The organism is Pseudomonas sp. Kh14 (assembly GCF_900291005.1).
Classification (GTDB): Bacteria; Pseudomonadota; Gammaproteobacteria; order Pseudomonadales; family Pseudomonadaceae; genus Aquipseudomonas; species Aquipseudomonas alloputida.
This window is the reverse complement of record NZ_OLKJ01000038.1, coordinates 579,495-599,435: the sequence shown is the minus strand read 5'-3', so window position 1 is coordinate 599,435 and position 19,941 is coordinate 579,495. Positions and strand designations below refer to the sequence as shown.

18 protein-coding genes are annotated in these 19,941 nt (G+C 62.9%); 14 read left to right on the top strand and 4 right to left on the bottom strand.

The window, feature by feature from the left end; genetic code table 11:
• Position 1 precedes the first annotated feature (1 nt).
• The 3 genes from FQ668_RS25130 (at position 2) to FQ668_RS25120 (ending at position 2,762) form a co-directional block, all read left to right on the top strand.
• Positions 2–667 carry a fumarylacetoacetate hydrolase family protein gene (locus FQ668_RS25130; RefSeq protein ID WP_010955685.1) on the top strand — a complete coding sequence of 222 codons (666 nt, stop codon included), beginning with the start codon at positions 2–4 and terminating at the stop codon, positions 665–667.
• 181 nt (positions 668–848) lie between these two features.
• On the top strand, positions 849–1,769 hold the full coding sequence (locus FQ668_RS25125) for an SdiA-regulated domain-containing protein (RefSeq protein WP_014592759.1): 921 nt from the start codon (positions 849–851) through the stop codon (positions 1,767–1,769).
• A 90-nt stretch (positions 1,770–1,859) separates the two neighbouring features.
• Positions 1,860–2,762: an SdiA-regulated domain-containing protein gene (locus tag FQ668_RS25120; protein ID WP_019439117.1), complete on the top strand. Its 903-nt coding sequence runs from the start codon at positions 1,860–1,862 to the stop codon at positions 2,760–2,762.
• A 104-nt stretch (positions 2,763–2,866) separates the two neighbouring features.
• On the opposite strand, the gene rpiA is transcribed toward FQ668_RS25120, so the two are convergent.
• Complete coding sequence (gene rpiA, locus FQ668_RS25115) at positions 2,867–3,541, bottom strand: ribose-5-phosphate isomerase RpiA (RefSeq protein ID WP_003249004.1); 675 nt, start codon at positions 3,539–3,541, stop codon at positions 2,867–2,869.
• A gap of 133 nt (positions 3,542–3,674) precedes the next feature.
• Between rpiA and ilvA the strand changes: the two genes are divergently transcribed.
• Together ilvA and FQ668_RS25105 are read left to right on the top strand one after the other, a co-directional pair.
• A complete protein-coding gene (ilvA, locus tag FQ668_RS25110) occupies positions 3,675–5,189 on the top strand; it encodes a threonine ammonia-lyase, biosynthetic (protein ID WP_144180718.1) in 1,515 nt (504 codons plus the stop codon).
• Between the two features lie 147 nt (positions 5,190–5,336).
• Positions 5,337–5,762, top strand: coding sequence for a DUF2269 domain-containing protein (locus FQ668_RS25105; RefSeq protein ID WP_019439119.1), 426 nt, complete (start codon positions 5,337–5,339; stop codon positions 5,760–5,762).
• A gap of 100 nt (positions 5,763–5,862) precedes the next feature.
• Here the strand turns inward: FQ668_RS25105 and FQ668_RS25100 are convergent, their stop codons facing one another.
• Complete coding sequence (locus FQ668_RS25100) at positions 5,863–6,519, bottom strand: HAD family phosphatase (RefSeq protein ID WP_012054017.1); 657 nt, start codon at positions 6,517–6,519, stop codon at positions 5,863–5,865.
• 141 nt (positions 6,520–6,660) lie between these two features.
• On the opposite strand from FQ668_RS25100, the gene FQ668_RS25095 reads away from it, so the two are divergent.
• Both FQ668_RS25095 and ptsP read left to right on the top strand, forming a co-directional pair.
• Complete coding sequence (locus tag FQ668_RS25095; protein ID WP_003249017.1) at positions 6,661–7,140, top strand: RNA pyrophosphohydrolase; 480 nt, start codon at positions 6,661–6,663, stop codon at positions 7,138–7,140.
• A gap of 22 nt (positions 7,141–7,162) precedes the next feature.
• The gene (gene ptsP / locus FQ668_RS25090) at positions 7,163–9,442 is read left to right on the top strand and encodes a phosphoenolpyruvate--protein phosphotransferase (RefSeq protein WP_014592756.1); all 2,280 of its coding nucleotides are present in this window, start codon (positions 7,163–7,165) and stop codon (positions 9,440–9,442) included.
• A 178-nt stretch (positions 9,443–9,620) separates the two neighbouring features.
• On the opposite strand, the gene FQ668_RS25085 is transcribed toward ptsP, so the two are convergent.
• On the bottom strand, positions 9,621–10,367 hold the full coding sequence (locus tag FQ668_RS25085) for an NRDE family protein (protein ID WP_019439121.1): 747 nt from the start codon (positions 10,365–10,367) through the stop codon (positions 9,621–9,623).
• 129 nt (positions 10,368–10,496) lie between these two features.
• On the opposite strand from FQ668_RS25085, the gene FQ668_RS25080 reads away from it, so the two are divergent.
• The 3 genes from FQ668_RS25080 to FQ668_RS25070 are packed head-to-tail and all read left to right on the top strand — an operon-like array spanning position 10,497 to position 13,125.
• A complete protein-coding gene (locus tag FQ668_RS25080) occupies positions 10,497–11,279 on the top strand; it encodes a sulfite exporter TauE/SafE family protein (RefSeq protein WP_014592754.1) in 783 nt (260 codons plus the stop codon).
• A gap of 16 nt (positions 11,280–11,295) precedes the next feature.
• Positions 11,296–12,102, top strand: a complete 807-nt coding sequence (lgt, locus tag FQ668_RS25075) for a prolipoprotein diacylglyceryl transferase (protein WP_014592753.1) — start codon at positions 11,296–11,298, stop codon at positions 12,100–12,102.
• A gap of 51 nt (positions 12,103–12,153) precedes the next feature.
• Positions 12,154–13,125, top strand: coding sequence for a thymidylate synthase (locus FQ668_RS25070; protein ID WP_003249029.1), 972 nt, complete (start codon positions 12,154–12,156; stop codon positions 13,123–13,125).
• Positions 13,126–13,243: 118 nt separating this feature from the next.
• Here the strand turns inward: FQ668_RS25070 and cadR are convergent, their stop codons facing one another.
• A complete protein-coding gene (gene cadR, locus FQ668_RS25065) occupies positions 13,244–13,687 on the bottom strand; it encodes a cadmium resistance transcriptional regulator CadR (RefSeq protein WP_019439122.1) in 444 nt (147 codons plus the stop codon).
• 83 nt (positions 13,688–13,770) lie between these two features.
• Between cadR and FQ668_RS25060 the strand changes: the two genes are divergently transcribed.
• The 4 genes from FQ668_RS25060 (at position 13,771) to FQ668_RS25040 (ending at position 19,924) form a co-directional block, all read left to right on the top strand.
• Complete coding sequence (locus FQ668_RS25060) at positions 13,771–16,029, top strand: heavy metal translocating P-type ATPase (RefSeq protein ID WP_144180716.1); 2,259 nt, start codon at positions 13,771–13,773, stop codon at positions 16,027–16,029.
• A 9-nt stretch (positions 16,030–16,038) separates the two neighbouring features.
• Complete coding sequence (locus FQ668_RS25055; RefSeq protein ID WP_019439124.1) at positions 16,039–16,908, top strand: LysR family transcriptional regulator; 870 nt, start codon at positions 16,039–16,041, stop codon at positions 16,906–16,908.
• Between the two features lie 231 nt (positions 16,909–17,139).
• A complete protein-coding gene (locus tag FQ668_RS25045; RefSeq protein ID WP_014592749.1) occupies positions 17,140–18,198 on the top strand; it encodes a putative 2-aminoethylphosphonate ABC transporter ATP-binding protein in 1,059 nt (352 codons plus the stop codon).
• A gap of 1 nt (position 18,199) precedes the next feature.
• Positions 18,200–19,924: a putative 2-aminoethylphosphonate ABC transporter permease subunit gene (locus FQ668_RS25040; RefSeq protein WP_019439125.1), complete on the top strand. Its 1,725-nt coding sequence runs from the start codon at positions 18,200–18,202 to the stop codon at positions 19,922–19,924.
• Positions 19,925–19,941 lie beyond the last annotated feature (17 nt).

The following is a 19,941-nucleotide window of genomic DNA, read 5'->3' as shown; positions in this document are numbered from 1 at the left end:
CATGAGTTACCAGCACCAGTACGTAGACGGCACGCGCATTCACTTCCCCTTGGGCAAGGTGGTGTGCATCGGCCGTAACTATGCCGAGCATGCCAAGGAACTGGACAACCCGATCCCCACCGAGCCGCTGCTGTTCATCAAGCCAGGCAGCTGCGTGGTGCCGGCCGAAGGTGGCTTCAAGATCCCGGCCGAGCGTGGGTCGGTGCACTATGAGGTTGAAATTGCCGTGCTGCTGGGCAAGCCGCTGTCGACCCACCCGAGCGAGGAAGAGGTGCTGGACGCCATTTCCGGTTACGCACCGGCGCTGGACCTGACCCTGCGCGACGTGCAGGCCAAACTGAAGGAAAAGGGCCTGCCCTGGGAGCTGGCCAAGTGCTTTGACGGCGCTTGCGTGCTGCCACCGTTCGTCTCGGCCGCCAGCTTCGAGGACGTGACAGACATCCCGGTGCGCCTGACCGTGAACGGCGAAGTGCGCCAGGATGGTAACAGCGCGATGATGCTGAACCCGATCGTGCCGATGATTCAGTACATGGCAGCGCATTTCTCGCTACAAGCGGGGGATGTGATCCTCACCGGTACCCCGGCGGGTGTTGGGCCGTTCAATGTCGGTGACGAACTGGTGCTGGAACTGCCGGGTGTGAGCCGCTTCGAAAGCCGGGTGCTTTAACTCGAAACCGCGTCGCCTTCTTTGCGGGTAGACGCGTTCCTGCAGGGATTGCACAGGCCTTGAATACTGTGCAGCACCTTGGGCGCGGGTTTACCGGCGAAGAGGCCGGCCCTGTTTACCGATTTTTCACACCTAATCCGGATAATGCGCGCACCTACGCCCATTTCCCCAGGATCACCGCATGCCATTCCCCTCCAGCGCCCCGGTAACCCCCAAGCGTCGCTTCTACCTGCGCTGGCCCTTCGGCCTGGCAGTGGCGGCGGTGATCGGCTATGGCGTGGCCGTGGCCATGCACTGGGATGACCGCGGTGCACTGTGGGTAAAAGAAAGCTTCGAAAGCACCACCGCGCGCAGCGATAGCGTGTGGCTGCCGGATTACCAGGTGGACATCGACGCCAAGCCGCTGCCGGGCATGGACGATGATGAAGCCTCGGATGTGGCCTTCAACCCGCAAACCCGCACCCTGTTCGCGGTCATGGGCAAGAACCCGTTCCTGGTCGAGCTGAGCCTGGAGGGCGATGTACTGCGCAAGATCCCGCTCAACGGCTGGAACAACCCCGAAGGCGTCGCGGTGCTCGAAGACGGCAACCTGGCCATCACCGACGAGCGCCTGCACGATCTGACCGTGGTCAAGGTGGACGCGCAGACCACTGCACTGAATCACGACGACTTCCCGAGCCACGACCTGGGCCCTTCGGCCAAGAGCAACAAGGGCTTCGAGGCCATCGCCTGGGACCCGCTGCGCCAGCGCCTGATCATTGGCGAGGAGCGCCCGCCCAAGCTGTACACCTGGAACACCGATGGCCGCAGCCCGCTCAAGGGTGAGAAGCAGCCGTTGCCTAGCGATGAACTCGACTTGCGCAACCTGTCTGCGCTGGGTGTCGACCCGCGTACTGGCCACTTGCTGGTGCTTTCGGCCGACTCCAACATGCTGCTGGAGCTGGACGAGCAGGGCCAGCAAGTCAGCTTCATGACGCTGCTGGGCGGCTTCAACGGGCTTGAAGGCACCATTCCGCGGGCTGAAGGGGTGGCCATGGACGACAAGGGCACCTTGTACATGGTCAGCGAGCCGGCGCTTTTCTATCGATTCAAAAAGAACTGACAGCATCATCAGAATTGCCTGACGCTTGCATTAAGCTTTGCTTCAGCCATTCATGATTAGATTCGCCATCCTTGTGTCGAGTCTGTCCCTATGCGTCGTTTTGTTCGCCTGTTCCTTGTTCTGGCTGCCCTTGGTCTGCTCCTGCTTGGCTGGGCCGGGCAGGAGTTTCGCCTGTTCGAGCGTGGCTGGTTCAATCTCAAGACCTGGTGGCAGCCTGTTGAGCGCAGCATTGGCCTGGATCGCTACCGGGTGGTGCTGGAGGCGCAACCGATCGAAGGGCTGGATGATGACATCTCGGCGCTGACCTACGACCCCGACCGCAAAAGCCTCTTCACGGTCACCAACGCCCGTTCGGAGCTGATCGAGCTGTCGCTGGATGGCCGTATCCTGCGCCGTGTGCCGCTGACTGGCTTCGGCGACCCGGAGGCTGTGGAGTACGTTGGGCCAAACAGCTATGTGATCACCGACGAGCGTCAGCAACGGCTGATTCGCGTACGGCTGGAAAACGACACGATGTTTCTTGATGCCGGTGATGCCGAACAGCTGACATTGGGTATTGGTCTCAATGGCAACAAAGGCTTCGAGGGCTTGGCCTACGATTCGGCGGGCAAGCGCCTGTTCGTGGCGAAAGAGCGTGACCCGATGCTTATCTATGAGGTGCATGGCTTCCCGCATGACAATCCGGAAAAGCCCTACGCCGTGCATGTGGTACAGGACCGCAAGCGCGATTCACGGTTGTTTGTGCGGGATTTGTCGAGCTTGCAGTTCGATGAACGCAGTGGGCATTTGCTGGCGTTGTCGGACGAGTCGCGGTTGGTGCTGGAGCTGGATGTACAGGGCCAGCCGCTGAGTACCTTGTCGTTGCGCAAGGGCTTCCAGGGGTTGCAGGCGACGGTGCCGCAGGCGGAGGGGATTGCGATGGATGACGCGGGGACCATTTACCTGGTCAGTGAGCCGAACCTGTTCTATGTGTTCAAGCAGCCGGTTGATTGATCGCCTGTCAGGGCCTATTCGCGGGTAAACCCGCTCCTACAGGGATCGCCACGGTTCCAGGCCGGTGGGGTACCTTGTAGGAGCGGGTTTACCCGCGAAGGGTTTTACTCGGCCTTGAGGCTCTTAACGCCTTCAGCGGTACCCAGCAGCAGCAGATCCGCCGGCCGCGCCGCGAACAGGCCGTTGGTCACCACGCCGACGATGGCGTTGATCTGCGCTTCCAGCTCCACCGGGTTGGTGATCTGCAGGTTGTACACATCCAGGATCACGTTGCCGTTGTCGGTGACCACGCCTTCTCGGTACACCGGGTCGCCACCCAGCTTCACCAGCTGACGCGCCACGTGGCTGCGGGCCATGGGGATCACTTCGACCGGCAGCGGGAAGGCCCCCAGTACCGGCACCAGCTTGCTGCCGTCGGCGATGCAGATGAAGGTCTTGGCCACGGCCGCGACGATTTTTTCGCGGGTCAGGGCTGCGCCGCCGCCCTTGATCAGGTGCAGGTGTGCGTCGCTCTCGTCAGCACCGTCCACGTAAAACTCAAGCTCGCTGACGCTGTTCAGTTCGTAGACCGGGATGCCATGGCCCTTCAGGCGCTGGGCGGTAGCTTCGGAGCTGGCGACTGCGCCGTCGAACGCGGTCTTGTGTTGAGCCAGGGCATCGATGAAGAAGTTGGCGGTCGAACCGGTACCGACGCCTACGACGCTCTTTTCATCCAGCTTGGGCAGAATGAAGTCGACAGCGGCCTGGGCGACGGCCTGTTTGAGTTGGTCCTGGGTCATGCGGGCTCCGGAAGGGGCAGGGCGGTTTCAAAGATGCCTAGTATAACGGCTCGCACGGCTTTGCTGTGGTCGCCCGACGTAGCGCTGGGGTAGACTCCCAGCCCTCGTCCCGCGGCCCAGTGATGCTTTCCCGATGCTCGAACAGTACGTCAAGAAGATCCTCACCTCGCGCGTCTATGACGTTGCCGTCGAAACCCCGTTGCAGAGCGCCGGGCAGCTGAGCAAGCGCCTGGGCAACCAAATTCTGCTCAAGCGCGAAGACCTGCAGCCAGTATTCTCGTTCAAGATCCGCGGCGCGTATAACAAGCTGGCCCAGCTGAGCCCGGAAGAACTGGCCCGCGGGGTGGTGACCGCCTCTGCCGGCAACCACGCCCAAGGCCTGGCCCTGGCCGCGCGTGAAATGGGCATCAAGGCCACCATCGTGATGCCCAAGACCACCCCGGAGATCAAGGTCGAAGGCGTGCGCTCGCGCGGCGGCAAGGTGGTGCTGCATGGCGACTCGTTCCCTGAGGCACTGGCCTATTCGCTGAAACTGGTCGAGGAAAAGGGCCTCGTCTACGTTCACCCTTACGACGATCCGCACACCATCGCCGGGCAGGGCACCGTCGCCATGGAAATCCTGCGCCAACACCCTGGCCGGCTGGATGCGATCTTCGTGCCGGTGGGCGGTGGCGGCCTGATCGCCGGCATTGCTGCCTACGTGAAGTACCTGCGCCCGGAAATCAAGGTGATCGGTGTCGAGCCGGACGATTCCAACTGCCTGCAGGCGGCCATGGCTGCCGGTGAGCGTGTGGTGCTGCCGCAGGTCGGGCTGTTCGCCGATGGCGTGGCGGTGGCGCAGATTGGCCAGCACACCTTCGATATCTGCCGCCACCATGTGGACGAAGTCGTCACTGTCAGTACCGATGAAATCTGCGCAGCAATCAAGGATATCTACGACGATACCCGCTCGATCACCGAGCCTGCTGGCGCTCTGCGGGTGGCGGGCATCAAGAAGTACGTCGAGCTATACGGCGTCAGCGGCCAGACCCTGGTGGCCATCGACTCCGGTGCCAACGTCAATTTCGATCGCCTGCGCCATGTGGCCGAGCGTGCCGAGCTGGGTGAGAAGCGCGAAGCGATCATCGCCGTGACCATCCCTGAGCGCCCGGGTAGCTTCAAGGCCTTCTGCGAGGCTATCGGCAAACGTCAGATCACCGAGTTCAACTACCGCAAGCACACCTCTGACGAAGCGCATATCTTCGTTGGGGTGCAGACCCACCCGGAAAACGACCCGCGCGCTGCGCTGGTGCAGCAACTGACCGAGCAGGGCTTCCCGGTTACCGATCTGACCGACAACGAACTGGCCAAGCTGCATATTCGTCATATGGTCGGCGGCCACTCGGCCGGTGCCAGCGATGAAATGGTGCTGCGCTTCGAATTCCCCGAGCGGCCAGGGGCGCTGTTCAACTTCCTCAACAAGCTGGGCGGGCGCTGGAACATCTCGATGTTCCACTACCGCAACCATGGCGCGGCTGACGGGCGCGTGGTGGCGGGGCTGCAGGTGCCAGAGGACGAACGTCACCTGGTGCCGGCAGCGCTGGCCAAGATCGGTTACCCGTACTGGGACGAGACCGAAAACCCGGCCTACAAACTGTTCCTGGGCTGAGCGGCTAAGCTAGGGCTGATGGCCCTTTCGCGGGCTTGCCCGCTCCCACAGGTACTGCGCAGGCCTAAAGGCCTGAGATACCTTGGCAGGAGCGGGTAAGCCCGCGAAGAAGCGACCGCAAAATGCCCGTTTAAGGACGACCGAGACATGGAACACCTGACCACGCTCAAGACCCTGCACATCATCGCCACCGCGCTGCTGCTTCTGGGCGCCCTGGGCCTGGCGATCTGGACCTGGCGCGCCCGCCGTCAGGGCGATGCCGAAGCCTACGCCAAGCTGCTGCGCCGGCCGTTGGTGTTCGTCTGGCTGGTGATGGGGCTGTGCCTGGTGAGCATGCCGCTCACCGGCTGGTGGCTGGTACACCTGGTGGGCTGGCCACTGGGGCAGACCTGGGTGTTGGCATCCAGTGTCATCTATACATTTGGCGCGTTTGCCGTGTGGTGGCTGCTGGTGCGGCTGAACCGGCTGCGCAAGGCCGAGGTGGTAGGGTTGCGGTTTACCCTGGCGCTGGCGGTATTCAGTGGGGTTTGCTTCCTGTCCATTGCCGGGCTGATGGGGGCCAAGCCGGTCTGACAGCCTTGTGCTGATTGTGCCGGCCTATTCGCGGGTGAACCCGCTCCTACAACGGGCGGCGCGGTCCTTGTAGGGGCGCGAAAAGGCGGCACAGGAAGCTTCAATCCCGCAGCGAGATCACCGGCCACCCACGCTTATCCGCCTCGGCCCGCAGGTCCGGGGCCGGGTCCACTGCCACTGCATGCGTCACCCGCTGCAACAACGGCAGGTCATTCATCGAGTCGCTATAGAAGTAGCTGTCCTCAAGATCAAAGCCGTTCTCCAGCATCCAGCGCTCCAGCCGCGTCACTTTGCCTTCACGGAAACACGGTATATCAGTACTACGCCCGGTGTAGCGGCCGTCGCGCACCTCGCATTCGGTTGCCAGCAACACCCGCACCCCCAGGCGCCGAGCGATCGGTGCGGTGACGAAGCGGTTGGTGGCGGTGATGATCACCAGTTGGTCACCCGCCTCGCGGTGCTGCTGCAGCAAGGCGAGGGCCTTGGGCAGGACGATGGGCTCGATGCAGTCGCGCATGAAGTCGCGGTGCCATTCGTCGAGCTGGGGCATGGGTGTTGCCGCCAGGATTTCCATGGAAAAGGCCAGGTAGGCCTGCAGGTCCAGGGTGCCGTTGAGGTAATCCTGGTAGAAGCTGTCGTTGCGTTGCTTGTAGGCGACCGGGTCGAGAATGCCGCGCTCGCAAAGATAGTCACCCCAGGCATGGTCGCTGTCGCCACCGAGGAGGGTATTGTCCAGGTCGAATAAAGCCAGGCGCATCGCGGTCACTCGCATCAGCCACAGGGTAGGCCCGCAGAATACGTAGTTTTCACGCAGCTGCACATAAGCTTGGCGGGCGCGTTGCTGCGCTCGCAAGCTTTGTGGAACAATGCGTTGACATGCGTTTGCGAGGTTGCTGCCGTGATCGACCCGGATGGTTTTCGCCCCAATGTCGGGATCATTCTCACGAATGATGCCGGGCAGGTGCTATGGGCTCGACGGATCAACCAGGATGCCTGGCAATTCCCCCAGGGTGGTATCAACCCTGACGAGACGCCGGAAGATGCCCTGTACCGCGAGCTGAACGAAGAAGTTGGCCTTGAACGCGACGATGTGGAAATTCTTGCCTGCACCCGTGGCTGGTTGCGTTATCGTTTACCCCAGCGATTGGTACGTACCCACAGCCAGCCGCTGTGCATCGGCCAGAAGCAGAAGTGGTTCCTGCTGCGCCTGGTGAGCAACGAACAACGGGTGCGGATGGACCTGACCGGCAAGCCGGAATTCGACGGCTGGCGCTGGGTGAGCTATTGGTATCCGCTGGGCCAGGTTGTGACATTCAAGCGCGAGGTGTACCGGCGCGCCCTGAAAGAGCTAGCACCGCGTCTGTTGACGCGCGACTGACGACGGAGTTCGACCCCGAGCCATGCTCAATACGCTGCGCAAGATCGTCCAGGAAGTAAACTCCGCCAAAGATCTCAAGTCGGCGTTGGGGATCATTGTCTTGCGCGTCAAGGAAGCCATGGGCAGCCAGGTCTGCTCGGTCTACCTGCTCGACCCGGAAACCAACCGCTTCGTGCTGATGGCTACCGAAGGCCTGAACAAGCGCTCCATCGGCAAGGTCAGCATGGCCCCCAACGAAGGCCTGGTTGGCCTGGTCGGTACCCGGGAAGAGCCGCTGAACCTGGAAAACGCCGCCGACCACCCGCGTTACCGCTACTTTGCCGAAACCGGCGAAGAGAAATTCGCCTCCTTCCTGGGTGCGCCGATCATCCACCACCGCCGTGTGGTCGGGGTACTGGTCATCCAGCAAAAGGAGCGCCGCCAGTTCGACGAGGGCGAGGAAGCCTTCCTGGTCACCATGAGCGCCCAGCTTGCCGGGGTTATCGCCCACGCCGAGGCTACCGGCTCGATCCGTGGCCTGGGCCGTCAGGGCAAAGGTATTCAGGAAGCGCGCTTCGTGGGTGTGCCAGGTTCGCCTGGTGCCGCGGTGGGGCGTGCGGTGGTGATGTTGCCGCCGGCCGACCTGGAAGTGGTCCCGGACAAGACCGTCGATGACATCGACGCCGAACTCAAGTTGTTCCAGAACGCCCTGGAAGGTGTGCGCGACGACATGCGCAAGCTGTCGGCCAAACTGGCCACCCAGCTGCGCCCGGAAGAGCGTGCGCTGTTCGATGTCTATCTGATGATGCTTGAAGACGCAGCCCTGGGCGGTGAGGTGACCGAGGTCATCAAGACCGGCCAGTGGGCCCAGGGCGCCCTGCGCCAGGTGGTTGGTGAGCACGTCAACCGCTTCGAGCTGATGGACGACGACTACCTGCGTGAGCGTGCCTCCGACGTCAAGGACCTGGGGCGCCGCCTTTTGGCCTACCTGCAGGAAGCGCGCTCGCAGTCGCTGGTGTATGCCGACAACACCATCCTGGTCAGTGAGGAACTGACACCGGCCATGCTCGGTGAAGTGCCGGAAGGCAAGCTGGTCGGCCTGGTCTCGGTACTCGGCTCGGGCAACTCCCACGTCGCCATTCTCGCGCGGGCCATGGGTATCCCCACGGTGATGGGCCTGGTCGACCTGCCATACTCCAAGGTCGACGGTATTGAACTGATCGTCGACGGCTACAAGGGCGAGGTGTTCACCAACCCCAGTGAAGTGCTGCGCAAGCAGTACAGCGAAGTGGTCGAGGAGGAACGCCAGCTGGCCCAAGGGCTGGATGCACTGCGCGAACTTCCGTGCGTCACCCCCGACGGTCATCGCATGCCCCTGTGGGTCAACACCGGCCTGCTCGCTGACGTGGCCCGTGCCCAGCAGCGCGGTGCCGAAGGGGTAGGCCTGTACCGCACTGAAGTGCCGTTCATGATCAACCAGCGCTTCCCCAGTGAGAAAGAGCAGCTGGCCATCTACCGTGAGCAGCTGGCGGCCTTCCACCCGCTGCCGGTAACCATGCGTACCCTCGACATCGGTGGTGACAAGTCACTGTCGTACTTCCCCATCAAGGAAGAAAACCCGTTCCTCGGCTGGCGCGGCATCCGCGTCACCCTCGACCACCCGGAAATCTTCCTGGTACAGACCCGCGCCATGCTCAAGGCCAGCGAGGGACTGAACAACCTGCGCATCCTGCTGCCGATGATTTCCGGCATTCACGAACTGGAAGAGGCGCTGCACCTGATCCACCGCGCCTGGGGTGAAGTGCGTGACGAAGGTACCGACGTACCGATGCCGCCAGTGGGTGTGATGGTGGAAATTCCGGCGGCGGTGTACCAGACCAAGGAGCTGGCGCGGCAGGTGGACTTCCTGTCGGTAGGCTCCAACGACCTGACCCAGTACCTGCTGGCGGTGGACCGCAACAACCCGCGGGTCGCCGACCTGTACGATTACCTGCACCCGGCGGTATTGCAGGCGTTGAACACGGTGGTGCGCGACGCCCATGGCGAAGGCAAGCCGGTGAGCATCTGCGGCGAGATGGCCGGTGACCCGGCGGCGGCGGTCCTGTTGATGGCTATGGGCTTCGACAGCCTGTCGATGAACGCCACCAACCTGCCGAAGGTGAAGTGGATGCTGCGCCAGATCAATATGGGCAAGGCCAAGGAACTGCTGGCCGAGGCCTTGAGTCATGACAACCCGCAGGTTATCCACAGCTCGCTGCAACTGGCCCTGAAGAACCTTGGGTTGGCGCGGATGATTGGGCCTGGGGCTAATAAAACCCTGTGAGGGTGATGCTGCCTGTGCCGGCCTCTTCGCGGGTGAACCCGCTCCTACATGGATCGGCGTACGTGGATCGGTGTAAATGGATCGGTGTACATGGATCGGTGTAAATGGATCGGTGTACATGGATCGGTGTAGGAGCGGGTTTACCCGCGAAGAGGCCCGAACAGACAACACCAAATGCTCAGACCAACAACTCAATTTCCCCCAAATGCCCGCCAAAAGGTCCGAAACTGCGCTCAACCAGCCGCCTTCGCCCCTGATCATCCACAATCAGCACTGTGCTCGCCCGGGTCCCGTAATTCTGGCTGGCGATGAATACGCTCGACAGCAACTTTTCGGTCGCTAACCCCACGCCTGTCTCTGGTAGATCACCATCAGCCGCGGGTTCGTTATCCGCGAGTAAAGCCAGCAGCCTGTGCGGCTCCGGCGTGTCCAGCAGGTTTTCCAGCCCGTCACGTGCCTTCACCAGCTTCGGCCACGGTGTATCCAGCCCGGCGTTCGAAAGCCCGTAAACCCCAGCCTTCAGCAGACGCGGCGCGGCCTCACGGGCATGCAGATAACCCAGTCGCTGCCCATCACCCACCAGCAAGTTGAACCCCGAGTACTGCCCGCTACGGCTGGCCACCTGGTCCAGGTAAGCCTCGACCCCTAGCTCGCCTTGCAGAAACGCCGCCACCAGCTCACCCCGCGAGCGAGGCCCCGGCGCCTGGCCCGGGTCGCGGATGTTGGTCAACGCGGCAAAGCGCCCCTGTGGGCCTACGCCCAGCCAGGTACCGCCTGCCTCCAGGTCGCGCCCGGCATGCACCCCAGGTGCATCCTCCCAGGCCGCCAGGGGCTGCGTGGGGCGGGCATAGAATTCGTCGCGGTTGGCCGCCACGATCAGCGGCAGGGCGTGCCCCGGCCGCCAGGCAAATACGATCAGGCACATAGGTTGGCCTCTGTGTTTTTTGGTCACTGTACCCACAGGAACGATGCGGATCCATCCTGACACAGAGTTCACTAGAGCCCCGAGCCCGGCTTCCGTTACCATGCCGGATTGATTTCTAGGGGATGCCGAATGGAATTCGTGCTCTATCTGTTGTTGGGCGCCTGTGCCGGTGTGCTGGCCGGGCTGTTCGGCGTGGGCGGCGGCATCATCATCGTGCCGGTGCTGGTGTTCAGCTTTACCCTGCAGGGTTTTGACGCTTCGGTCCTGACCCACCTGGCCGTAGGCACGTCACTGGCCACCATCGTCTTCACCTCGATCAACGCCGTGCGGGAGCACCACCGCAAGCGCGCGGTGCAATGGCCGATCTTCGTCTGGATGACCTTCGGCATCCTCCTGGGGGCCGGTGTCGGTGCCAAGACCGCTTCTCTGATCCAGGGCCCACTGCTGCAAAAGATCATCGGTGTGTTCGCCCTGGTCATCGCCGCGCAGATGGCCCTTGACCTCAAACCCAAGGCCAGCCGTGGCGTCCCCGGCAAACCTGGGCTGATCGGTGCAGGTGGCGTGATTGGCTGGGCCTCGGCCATTTTCGGCATTGGCGGTGGTTCACTGACGGTGCCGTTCCTCACCTGGCGTAGCCTGCCCATGCAGCAGGCAGTGGCCACGTCATCGGCCTGTGGCCTGCCGATTGCTGTAGCCAGTGCCCTTAGCTTCATGCTGCTGGGTTGGCACGAGGCGCACCTGCCGCCCCACAGCCTGGGTTACGTGTACCTGCCCGCGTTGGTCGGCATTGCCGTGACCAGCATGTTCTTCGCCCGCTTCGGCGCGCGCCTGGCGCACAAGCTGTCGCCCCGTTTGTTGAAACGCCTGTTCGCAGCCCTGCTGTTCTGTGTTGGCCTCAGCTTTTTGATTTGAATCGAGAGGAAGTTCCATGCTGCCTTACCCGCAGATAGACCCCGTGGCCCTGGCCATCGGGCCGCTGAAAATCCATTGGTACGGCCTGATGTACCTGATCGGCATCGGCGGTGCCTGGCTGCTGGCCTCGCGCCGTCTGAACCGTTTCGACCCCACCTGGAACCGCGAGAAACTTTCCGACCTGGTGTTCTGGCTGTCGATGGGGGTGATTGTCGGCGGTCGCCTGGGCTATGTGCTGTTCTACGACCTGCACGCCTACCTGGCCAACCCGACGCTGATCTTCGAGGTTTGGAAGGGCGGTATGTCGTTCCACGGCGGCTTCATCGGCGTGATGCTGGCGGCCTTGTGGTTCGGCAAGCGCAACAACAAGTCGTTCTTCGAGCTGATGGACTTCGTCGCCCCACTGGTCCCGATCGGCCTGGGTGCCGGGCGTATCGGCAACTTCATCAACGCCGAGCTGTGGGGCAAACCCACCGACGTGCCATGGGCGATGATCTTCCCGCCGTTCAGCGACCCGGCCCAGTTGCCGCGCCACCCGTCGCAGCTCTACCAGTTCGCCCTTGAGGGCGTGGCGCTGTTCGTCATCCTGTGGCTGTTCTCGCGCAAGCCACGGCCGACCATGGCGGTGTCAGGCATGTTCGCGCTGTTCTACGGTATCTTCCGCTTCATCGTCGAATTCGTGCGGGTGCCGGATGCCCAGCTGGGTTACATCGCCTGGGGCTGGCTGACCATGGGTCAGATTCTCTGTGTGCCGATGATCCTGGCTGGCCTCGGTCTGATCTGGTGGGCTTATAATCGCAAGCCCACGGCGAAACCCGCCTGATTAATCCCACGGCAGGGGCGATCCCCCTGCCGTTTTTGCTACAGGTAAGCCATGAAACAGTATCTGGACCTGGTCCGCGACGTCATTGATAACGGCACGTTGCAGGGAAACCGCACCGGCATCCGCACCATCAGCCTGCCGGGCGCAATGCTGCGTTTCGACCTGCAGAAGGGCTTTCCGGCCATTACCACGCGCAAGCTGGCGTTCAAGTCGGCGATCGGTGAAATGGTTGGTTTCCTGCGTGGCGTGAAGAACGCCGGTGAGTTCCGTGAGCTTGGCTGCAAGGTCTGGGACCAGAACGCCAACGAAAACGCCCAGTGGCTGGCCAACCCGTTCCGTCAGGGCCATGACGACCTGGGCGAGATCTATGGCGTGCAATGGCGCCAGTGGCCGGGCTACAAGCGCATCCCGCTGAGCAACCCGGCGGCCATCGAAATGGCCGAGCAAGCCGGCTTCCGCCGTATAGCCCAGGACGAAGAGGACGGCGTCGCGTTCGTCATCCTGTACAAGGCGATCGACCAGGTGCGTCAGTGCCTGGACACCATCGCCAACGACCCGGGTAGCCGCCGCATCCTGTTCCACGGCTGGAACTGCGCGCAACTGGACGAAATGGCACTGCCACCGTGTCACTTGCTGTACCAGTTCCACCCGAATGTCGAGACCAGGGAAATTTCCCTGACCCTCTACATCCGCTCCAACGACCTGGGGCTGGGCACGCCGTTCAACCTGACCGAAGGCGCGGCGCTGCTGTCGCTGTTCGGCCGCCTGACCGGCTATACACCGCGCTGGTTCACCTACTTCATCGGTGATGCCCATGTGTATGAAAATCACCTGGACATGCTCAACGAGCAGCTCAAGCGCGAGCCGCTGGAGGCGCCGAAGCTGGTCATCAGCGACCGTGTGCCGTCGTTTGCCGAGACTGGCAAATACGAGCCGGAGTGGCTGGAGAAGATCGAGCCGAGTGATTTCTGGCTGGAGGGCTATGAGCACCATGCGCCGATGACAGCGCCGATGGCGGTCTGATAGATCTTCATTGTTTGAACTGGCCTCTTCGCGGGTGAACCCGCTCCTACAGGGTACTGCACAGGCCTAAGTCGTGCGCGGTCCCTGTGGGAGCGGGTTCACCCGCGAAGCTTTTGGCTCAATGCCCGTGACTTCTCCCCACATGCGAATGCTCGGTATCCGGCACCGATACCGCCCCGTTTGTCTCCAGTTGCTGCAAGATCGCGCATTCACTCCCCTGCGCGTTGCAGCGCCGCCGCAGCTCCACCAGTTGCTCCTGCAATGCCACCAAGCCATCGATCCGCGCCTGAACATGCTCGATATGCTCGTCGATCAGCGCATTGACGCTGCCGCACGCGTCGGCGGGGCTGTCGCGCAGGCGTAGCAGGCTGCGAATTTCGTCCAGGGTCATGTCCAGCGTGCGGCAGTTGCGGATGAAGGTCAGCCGCTCCACATGGGCCTGGGTGTACAGCCGGTAGTTGCCCTCGCTGCGCGCCGGCTCTGGCAGCAGGTTTTCACGCTCGTAGTAGCGGATGGTTTCCACCGCGCAGTCGGTGGCTTTGGCCAGTTCTCCGATCTTCATCACGAAATCTCCAGCAAGTGGCTTGACCCTATAGTGGCTACAGGGTGTTCACTTGGCAACAGGCTCAATTTAAGGATGACCCCATGAACCAGCCTGTCAGCCACGAACACAAGCATCCGCACGATCACGATCACGATCATGGCGATGACGACCATGGCCATGCTGCCCACGCTCACACCTGCTGCGGCGCCAAAGCCGTGCCGCCGCTGGTGCAACTGAGCGAAACGGCCAGTGCCCAGGCACAACTCAGTCGTTTCCGCATCGATGCCATGGACTGCCCCACCGAGCAGACCCTGATTCAGGACAAACTGAGCAAGCTGGCCGGTATCGAACAGCTGGAATTCAACCTGATCAACCGCGTACTTGGCGTGCGCCACACCTTGGACGGCACCGCCGATATCGAGCGGGCTATCGACAGCCTGGGCATGAAGGCCGAGCCGATTGCCGCCCAGGACGACGGCAGCGTCAGCGTGCCACAACCGGCCAAGGCCCGCTGGTGGCCACTGGCATTGTCGGGTGTTGCCGCAATCGCCGCCGAAATCGTGCACTTTGCTGCACTCGCCCCGGAATGGATGGTGGCGGGCCTGGCACTGGCAGCGATCCTCGGTTGCGGCCTGGGTACCTACAAGAAGGGCTGGATTGCCCTGAAAAACCGTAACCTCAACATCAATGCGCTGATGAGTATCGCTGTGACGGGTGCGGTACTGATCGGCCAGTGGCCGGAAGCGGCTATGGTGATGGTGCTGTTCACCGTTGCCGAACTGATCGAAGCGCGTTCGCTGGACCGTGCGCGCAATGCCATTGGCGGGTTGATGCAACTGACCCCGGACATGGCCACCGTACAGCAGGCCGATGGCCAGTGGCGCGAGCTGGACGTGCGTGAGGTGGCCGTCGGCGCACTGGTGCGGGTGCGCCCCGGTGAGCGTATCGGCCTGGACGGTGAAGTGACCAGCGGGCAATCCAGCGTCGATCAGGCACCGATTACCGGCGAAAGCCTGCCTGTGGAGAAGGGGGTGGGCGACAAGCTGTTCGCTGGCACCATCAACCAGGCGGGGGCGCTGGAGTTTCGCGTCACCGCCGCTGCCGGGCAGTCGACCCTGGCGCGGATCATCAAGGCCGTGGAGGAAGCGCAGGGCGCGCGGGCGCCTACCCAACGCTTCGTCGACCGTTTCTCACGTATCTACACCCCGGTGGTGTTCGCCATTGCCCTGGCCGTGGCGCTGATACCACCGCTGTTCATGGCTGGCGCCTGGTTCGATTGGATTTACCGCGCCTTGGTGCTGCTGGTGGTGGCCTGCCCATGCGCGCTGGTGATCTCGACCCCGGTGACCATCGTCAGTGGCCTGGCCGCCGCTGCGCGCAAAGGCATCCTGATCAAGGGTGGCGTGTATCTGGAGGGTGGCCGCCACCTGGATTTCCTGGCCCTGGACAAGACCGGCACCATCACCCATGGCAAGCCGGTGCAGACCGACGCCAAGGTGCTGACGCCGCTGTTCGAAGACCGCGCACAAGCCTTGGCGGCCAGCCTGGGCGAGCGTTCGGACCACCCGGTGTCCCGCGCTATTGCCGAGTTCGGCAAGCAGCAAGGCCTGGCCTTGAGCGAGGTCAGTGACTTCGTTGCGCTGGCCGGGCGTGGCGTGCGTGGTGTCATCGCCGGTGAGGTCTACCACTTGGGCAACCATCGCCTGGTCGAGGAGCTGGGGCTGTGTTCACCAGCGCTGGAGGCCCAACTGGATGCGCTGGAGCGCCAGGGCAAGACCGTGGTCCTGCTGCTTGACCGCTCCGGGCCACTGGCACTGTTCGCTGTGGCCGACACGGTCAAGGACAGCAGCCGTCAGGCGATTGCCGAATTGCATCAGCTGGGTATCAAGACTGTCATGCTGACCGGTGACAATCCGCATACTGCGCAGGCCATTGCCGCCGTGGTGGGGATCGACCGCGCCGAGGGCAACCTGTTGCCGGCCGACAAGCTGAGAACCATTGAGACGTTGTACGCCCAAGGCCATCGGGTGGGCATGGTCGGTGACGGCATCAACGACGCCCCGGCGCTGGCCCGCGCCGAAATCGGTTTTGCCATGGCTGCTGCCGGCACCGACACCGCCATCGAGACGGCCGATGTGGCGCTGATGGATGATGACTTGCGCAAAATCCCGGCCTTCGTCAGGCTGTCGCGCCAAAGTGCGGCGATCCTTATGCAGAACATCGTGCTGGCGTTGGGCATCAAGGCGATATTTCTGGCGATCACCTTCGCCGGCATGGCCACGATGTGGATGGCGGTGTTCGCTGACATGGGCGTGAGCTTGCTGGTGGTGTTCAACGGCTTGCGCCTTTTGCGCAAATAGAGGACGTACATGCTGAGTTCCGAGCTGAAGGCCTTCTACATGGTGGCCCGTCTGGGCAGCATTACCCAGGCGGCGAAGAAGCTTGGCCTCAGCCAGCCCACGGTGACCACGCAGATCCGCAGCCTGGAAGGCCAGTACGCCGTGGAGCTGTTCTACCGCGGCGGGCGGCGCCTGGTGTTGAGCGAGGAGGGCTTACGCCTGCTGCCGATGGTCAAGGCGCTGCTGCAGCAGGAAGCCGACATCGAGTTCGAGCTGCGCAACAGTGGTCAGGCCCAGGGCAGCCTGCGCATTGCGGCCACTGCGCCTTACTACATTCTCGACCTGGTCAAGATCTATCGCGAACGTTTGCCGCGGGTTGAAGTGGCGGTGGAGATCGGCAACTCGCAGCAAGTGCTGGAAATGCTCGAGGATTACCGGGTGGACATTGCCGCGTCGTCGCAATGGGTGGAGGACGCACGGTTGGTGCGGCGGATACTGGGTACTGATCCTTTGGTGGTGGCGGTGCACCGCAACCACCCGCTGGCCCATCGCCAGACGGTGTCGATCGAGGTGGTGTCGGGGCATTGCCTGCTGATGCGCGAGAAGGGCTCGACCACACGCAAGCTGACCGAGCAGATGATGCAGGAGGCCGGGGTCAAGGCCAGCGCCATGATGGAAATCGGTAGCCGCGAGTCGATCCGCGAAGCGGTGCTGCGCAATATCGGCATCAGCGTGATTGCCCGCCATGAGGTGCCGCACAATCCCGAACTCCGGGTGCTGGCGCTGGAAAATGCGCCGGTGATGCACGAGTACCTGTATTGCCTGAAGGAACGGCGCCAGGCCAGGTTGCCGGCGGCATTCCTGGGGGTGGCGCAGGAAGTGGCCGGTTCGCAGTTCTAGATTTCTGCTGGCTTCTTCGCGGGTAAACCCGCTCCTACATTTCAGCGTACCCGCGTGCCTGTATTTTCCGCGAACATGCATGCCGTTGTAGGAACGGGTTTACCCGCGAAGAGGCCGGTACAGGCCACTACTAAATCTACCTATACCACTATCATCGGCTTTTGCCTTTAAGCCACAGAACCTTCGCACAGCCTGCCTAGCATGGCCCCATCTCTTCGATGAGGCCATGCCATGAACCACACCACCCCCGGCGCACAGATTAAAGTGCGCAACATCCACAAGTGCTTCGGTGCCTTTACGGCGCTCAACGATGTCTCGCTGGACATCGCTGCGGGCGAACTGGTGTGCCTGCTCGGCCCATCCGGCTGTGGCAAGACCACGCTGCTGCGTTGCATTGCCGGCCTGGAGCGCCAGGATCGCGGTACGCTGTACATCGGCGAACGCGATATCTCCGATCTATCCCCCCAGGCGCGGGACTACGGCATCCTGTTCCAGTCCTACGCGCTGTTTCCCAACCTTACCGTCGAAGCCAATATCGCCTATGGCCTGTCGGGCAGTGGTCGGGAGCAGGCCCGCCAGCGGGTGGCCGAAATGCTCGAACTGGTAGGCCTGTCGGGTAGCGAGAAGAAGTACCCAGGCCAGCTCTCCGGTGGCCAGCAGCAACGTGTGGCCCTGGCCCGCGCGCTGGCACCGTCGCCATCGCTGCTGCTGCTCGATGAACCGATGTCGGCGCTGGACGCCCGGGTGCGCGAGCACTTGTGCACCGAACTGCGTCAGCTGCAGCGCCAACTGGGCATCACCACGTTGATGGTTACCCACAACCAGGACGAGGCCATGTTGATGGCCGACCGCATCGCGGTGATGAACAACGGCCAAGTCGAGCAGTACGCCACCCCGCAGGAAATATACGACCACCCGGCCACGCCGTTCGTGGCCGAGTTCGTCGGCCAGGGCAACTGGCTGCCGTTCCAGCGCAGCAGCGACAGCCATGCCCAGGTCGGCGACATGAACATGCGCCTGGCGCCGGGTTCAGCCCAGGCCAGCAGTGGCCGGCTGTTCTGCCGCCCGGAGGCGATCACGGTCAACCCGGTGGTACACGAAGAAAACCTGTTCCCGGCCATGGTCCGCGAAATCACCTTCCTCGGTAACCGCTGCCGCATGAGCTTTGAACTCAAGGCCCTGCCAGGCCATGCCCTGCTGGCCGAGCTGGCCCCCGAGGCCATGCCGCGCCTGGGTTCGCAGGACATCTGGGTGGCGTTGCCGCCGCAGAGCCTGCAGGTGTTTGCCTGAGATGGCCGCGCCAATGTCCCTGCCATTGAGCCAGGCCAAGGCCGCGCCGCGTGCTGGCTTCGCCCTGGGTGACCGGCTGTTCGTCGTCGGTGGCAAGAGCCTGCTGCTGATCCTGTTGGTGCTGGCCGTGCTGATGCCGTTGCTGGCGATCTTCTGGCGTGGTTTCAGCGGTGAAGCGGGCCAGGGTGGTGGCCTGCTGGCGGCCCGTGAGCTGTTCGCCAGCGACAACTTCCACTGGTTGCTGGGCAACAGTCTGTCGGTGGCCTTCACCGTCGCGGCCATTGTGGTACCACTGGCCTATCTGTTCGCTTATGCCCTGCAACGCACGCTGATCCCGGTCAAGGGCCTGTGGCGGGGGATTTCGCTGCTGCCGTTACTGGCGCCGTCGATGCTGCCGGCCATCGCCCTGGTCTACCTGTTTGGCAACCAGGGCCTGCTGCGCGGGTTGTTCAGCGACAATATCTACGGTTTCTGGGGCATCGTGCTGGGCGAGGCCATCTATACCTTCCCGCATGCGCTGATGATTCTGCTGTCGGCACTGTCACTGGCCGATGCTCGCCTCTTCGATGCGGCCCACAGTATGGGGGCAGGCTCGTGGCGTGCGTTCACCAGCATCACCTGGCCGGCCTCGCGCCAGGCGGTGTTCGCGGCGTTTTGCCTGGTATTTACGCTGACTATCACAGACTTCGGTGTACCGGTCGTGGTGGGGGGCGACTATCAAGTGCTGGCGCTGGAAGCCTACAAGGCGGTGGTGGGCCAGCAACAGTTCGGCCGTGGCGCGCTGATCGGCATGGTGCTGCTGTTGCCGGCCCTGTTCAGCTTTACCGTCGACGCCTGGCTGCGTAGACGCCAGGGCGAGGCCATGGGCGGCCGTGCCCAGGTGTTCGAACCCAAGCCGTCACGCGGCCGCGATGCCTGCTTCCTGACCATTGTGCTGCTGGTGTGCGCGGCGTTGCTGGTGGTGATCGGTATGGCGGTGTACTCCTCGCTGGTCACTTTCTGGCCCTACAACCTGTCGTTGTCGCTGCGCCACTACATGTTCGAAGACACTGCCGGTGGCGGCTGGCTGGCCTACCGCAATAGCGTGACCATGGCCATTGGCACCGCGCTGATCGGCAGCATCGTGATCTTCACCGGTGCTTACCTTATGGAGAAGACCCAAGGCCAACGTCTGCTCAACCATGCGCTGCGCCTGCTCAGCTTCATCCCCATGGCCGTGCCGGGCCTGGTACTGGGCCTGGGCTACGTATTCTTCTTCAACCTGAACGGCAACCCGCTGCATGTGCTGTACGGCGGCATGGGGTTGCTGGTGGTGTGCACCATTGCCCATTACCTGACCACCGCGCAGATGACCGCGACCACTGCCCTGCGCCAACTCGACGGCGAGTTCGAGGCCGCCGCGCTGTCGCTGAAGGCGCCGTTGTACAGGCACTTCGTGCGGGTGACCGTGCCGATCTGCCTGCCGGCACTGCTGGACATCATCCGCTACCTGTTCGTATCGGCGATGACCACCGTGTCGGCAGCGATCTTTCTGTACAGCCCCGACACCATCCTGGCTGCCGTTGCCGTGCTGAACATGGACGACGCCGGCAACGTTGGCGGTGCCGCCGCCATGTCCACCTTGATCCTGCTGACCAGTGCCGGCGCTTCACTGTTGCTGGCTGCAGCCTCGCGCGGCCTGCTGCGCCGCTCCCAAGCCTGGCGCCAACGCGCCGCGACCGTCTGACCTGTAAGGAACCTACC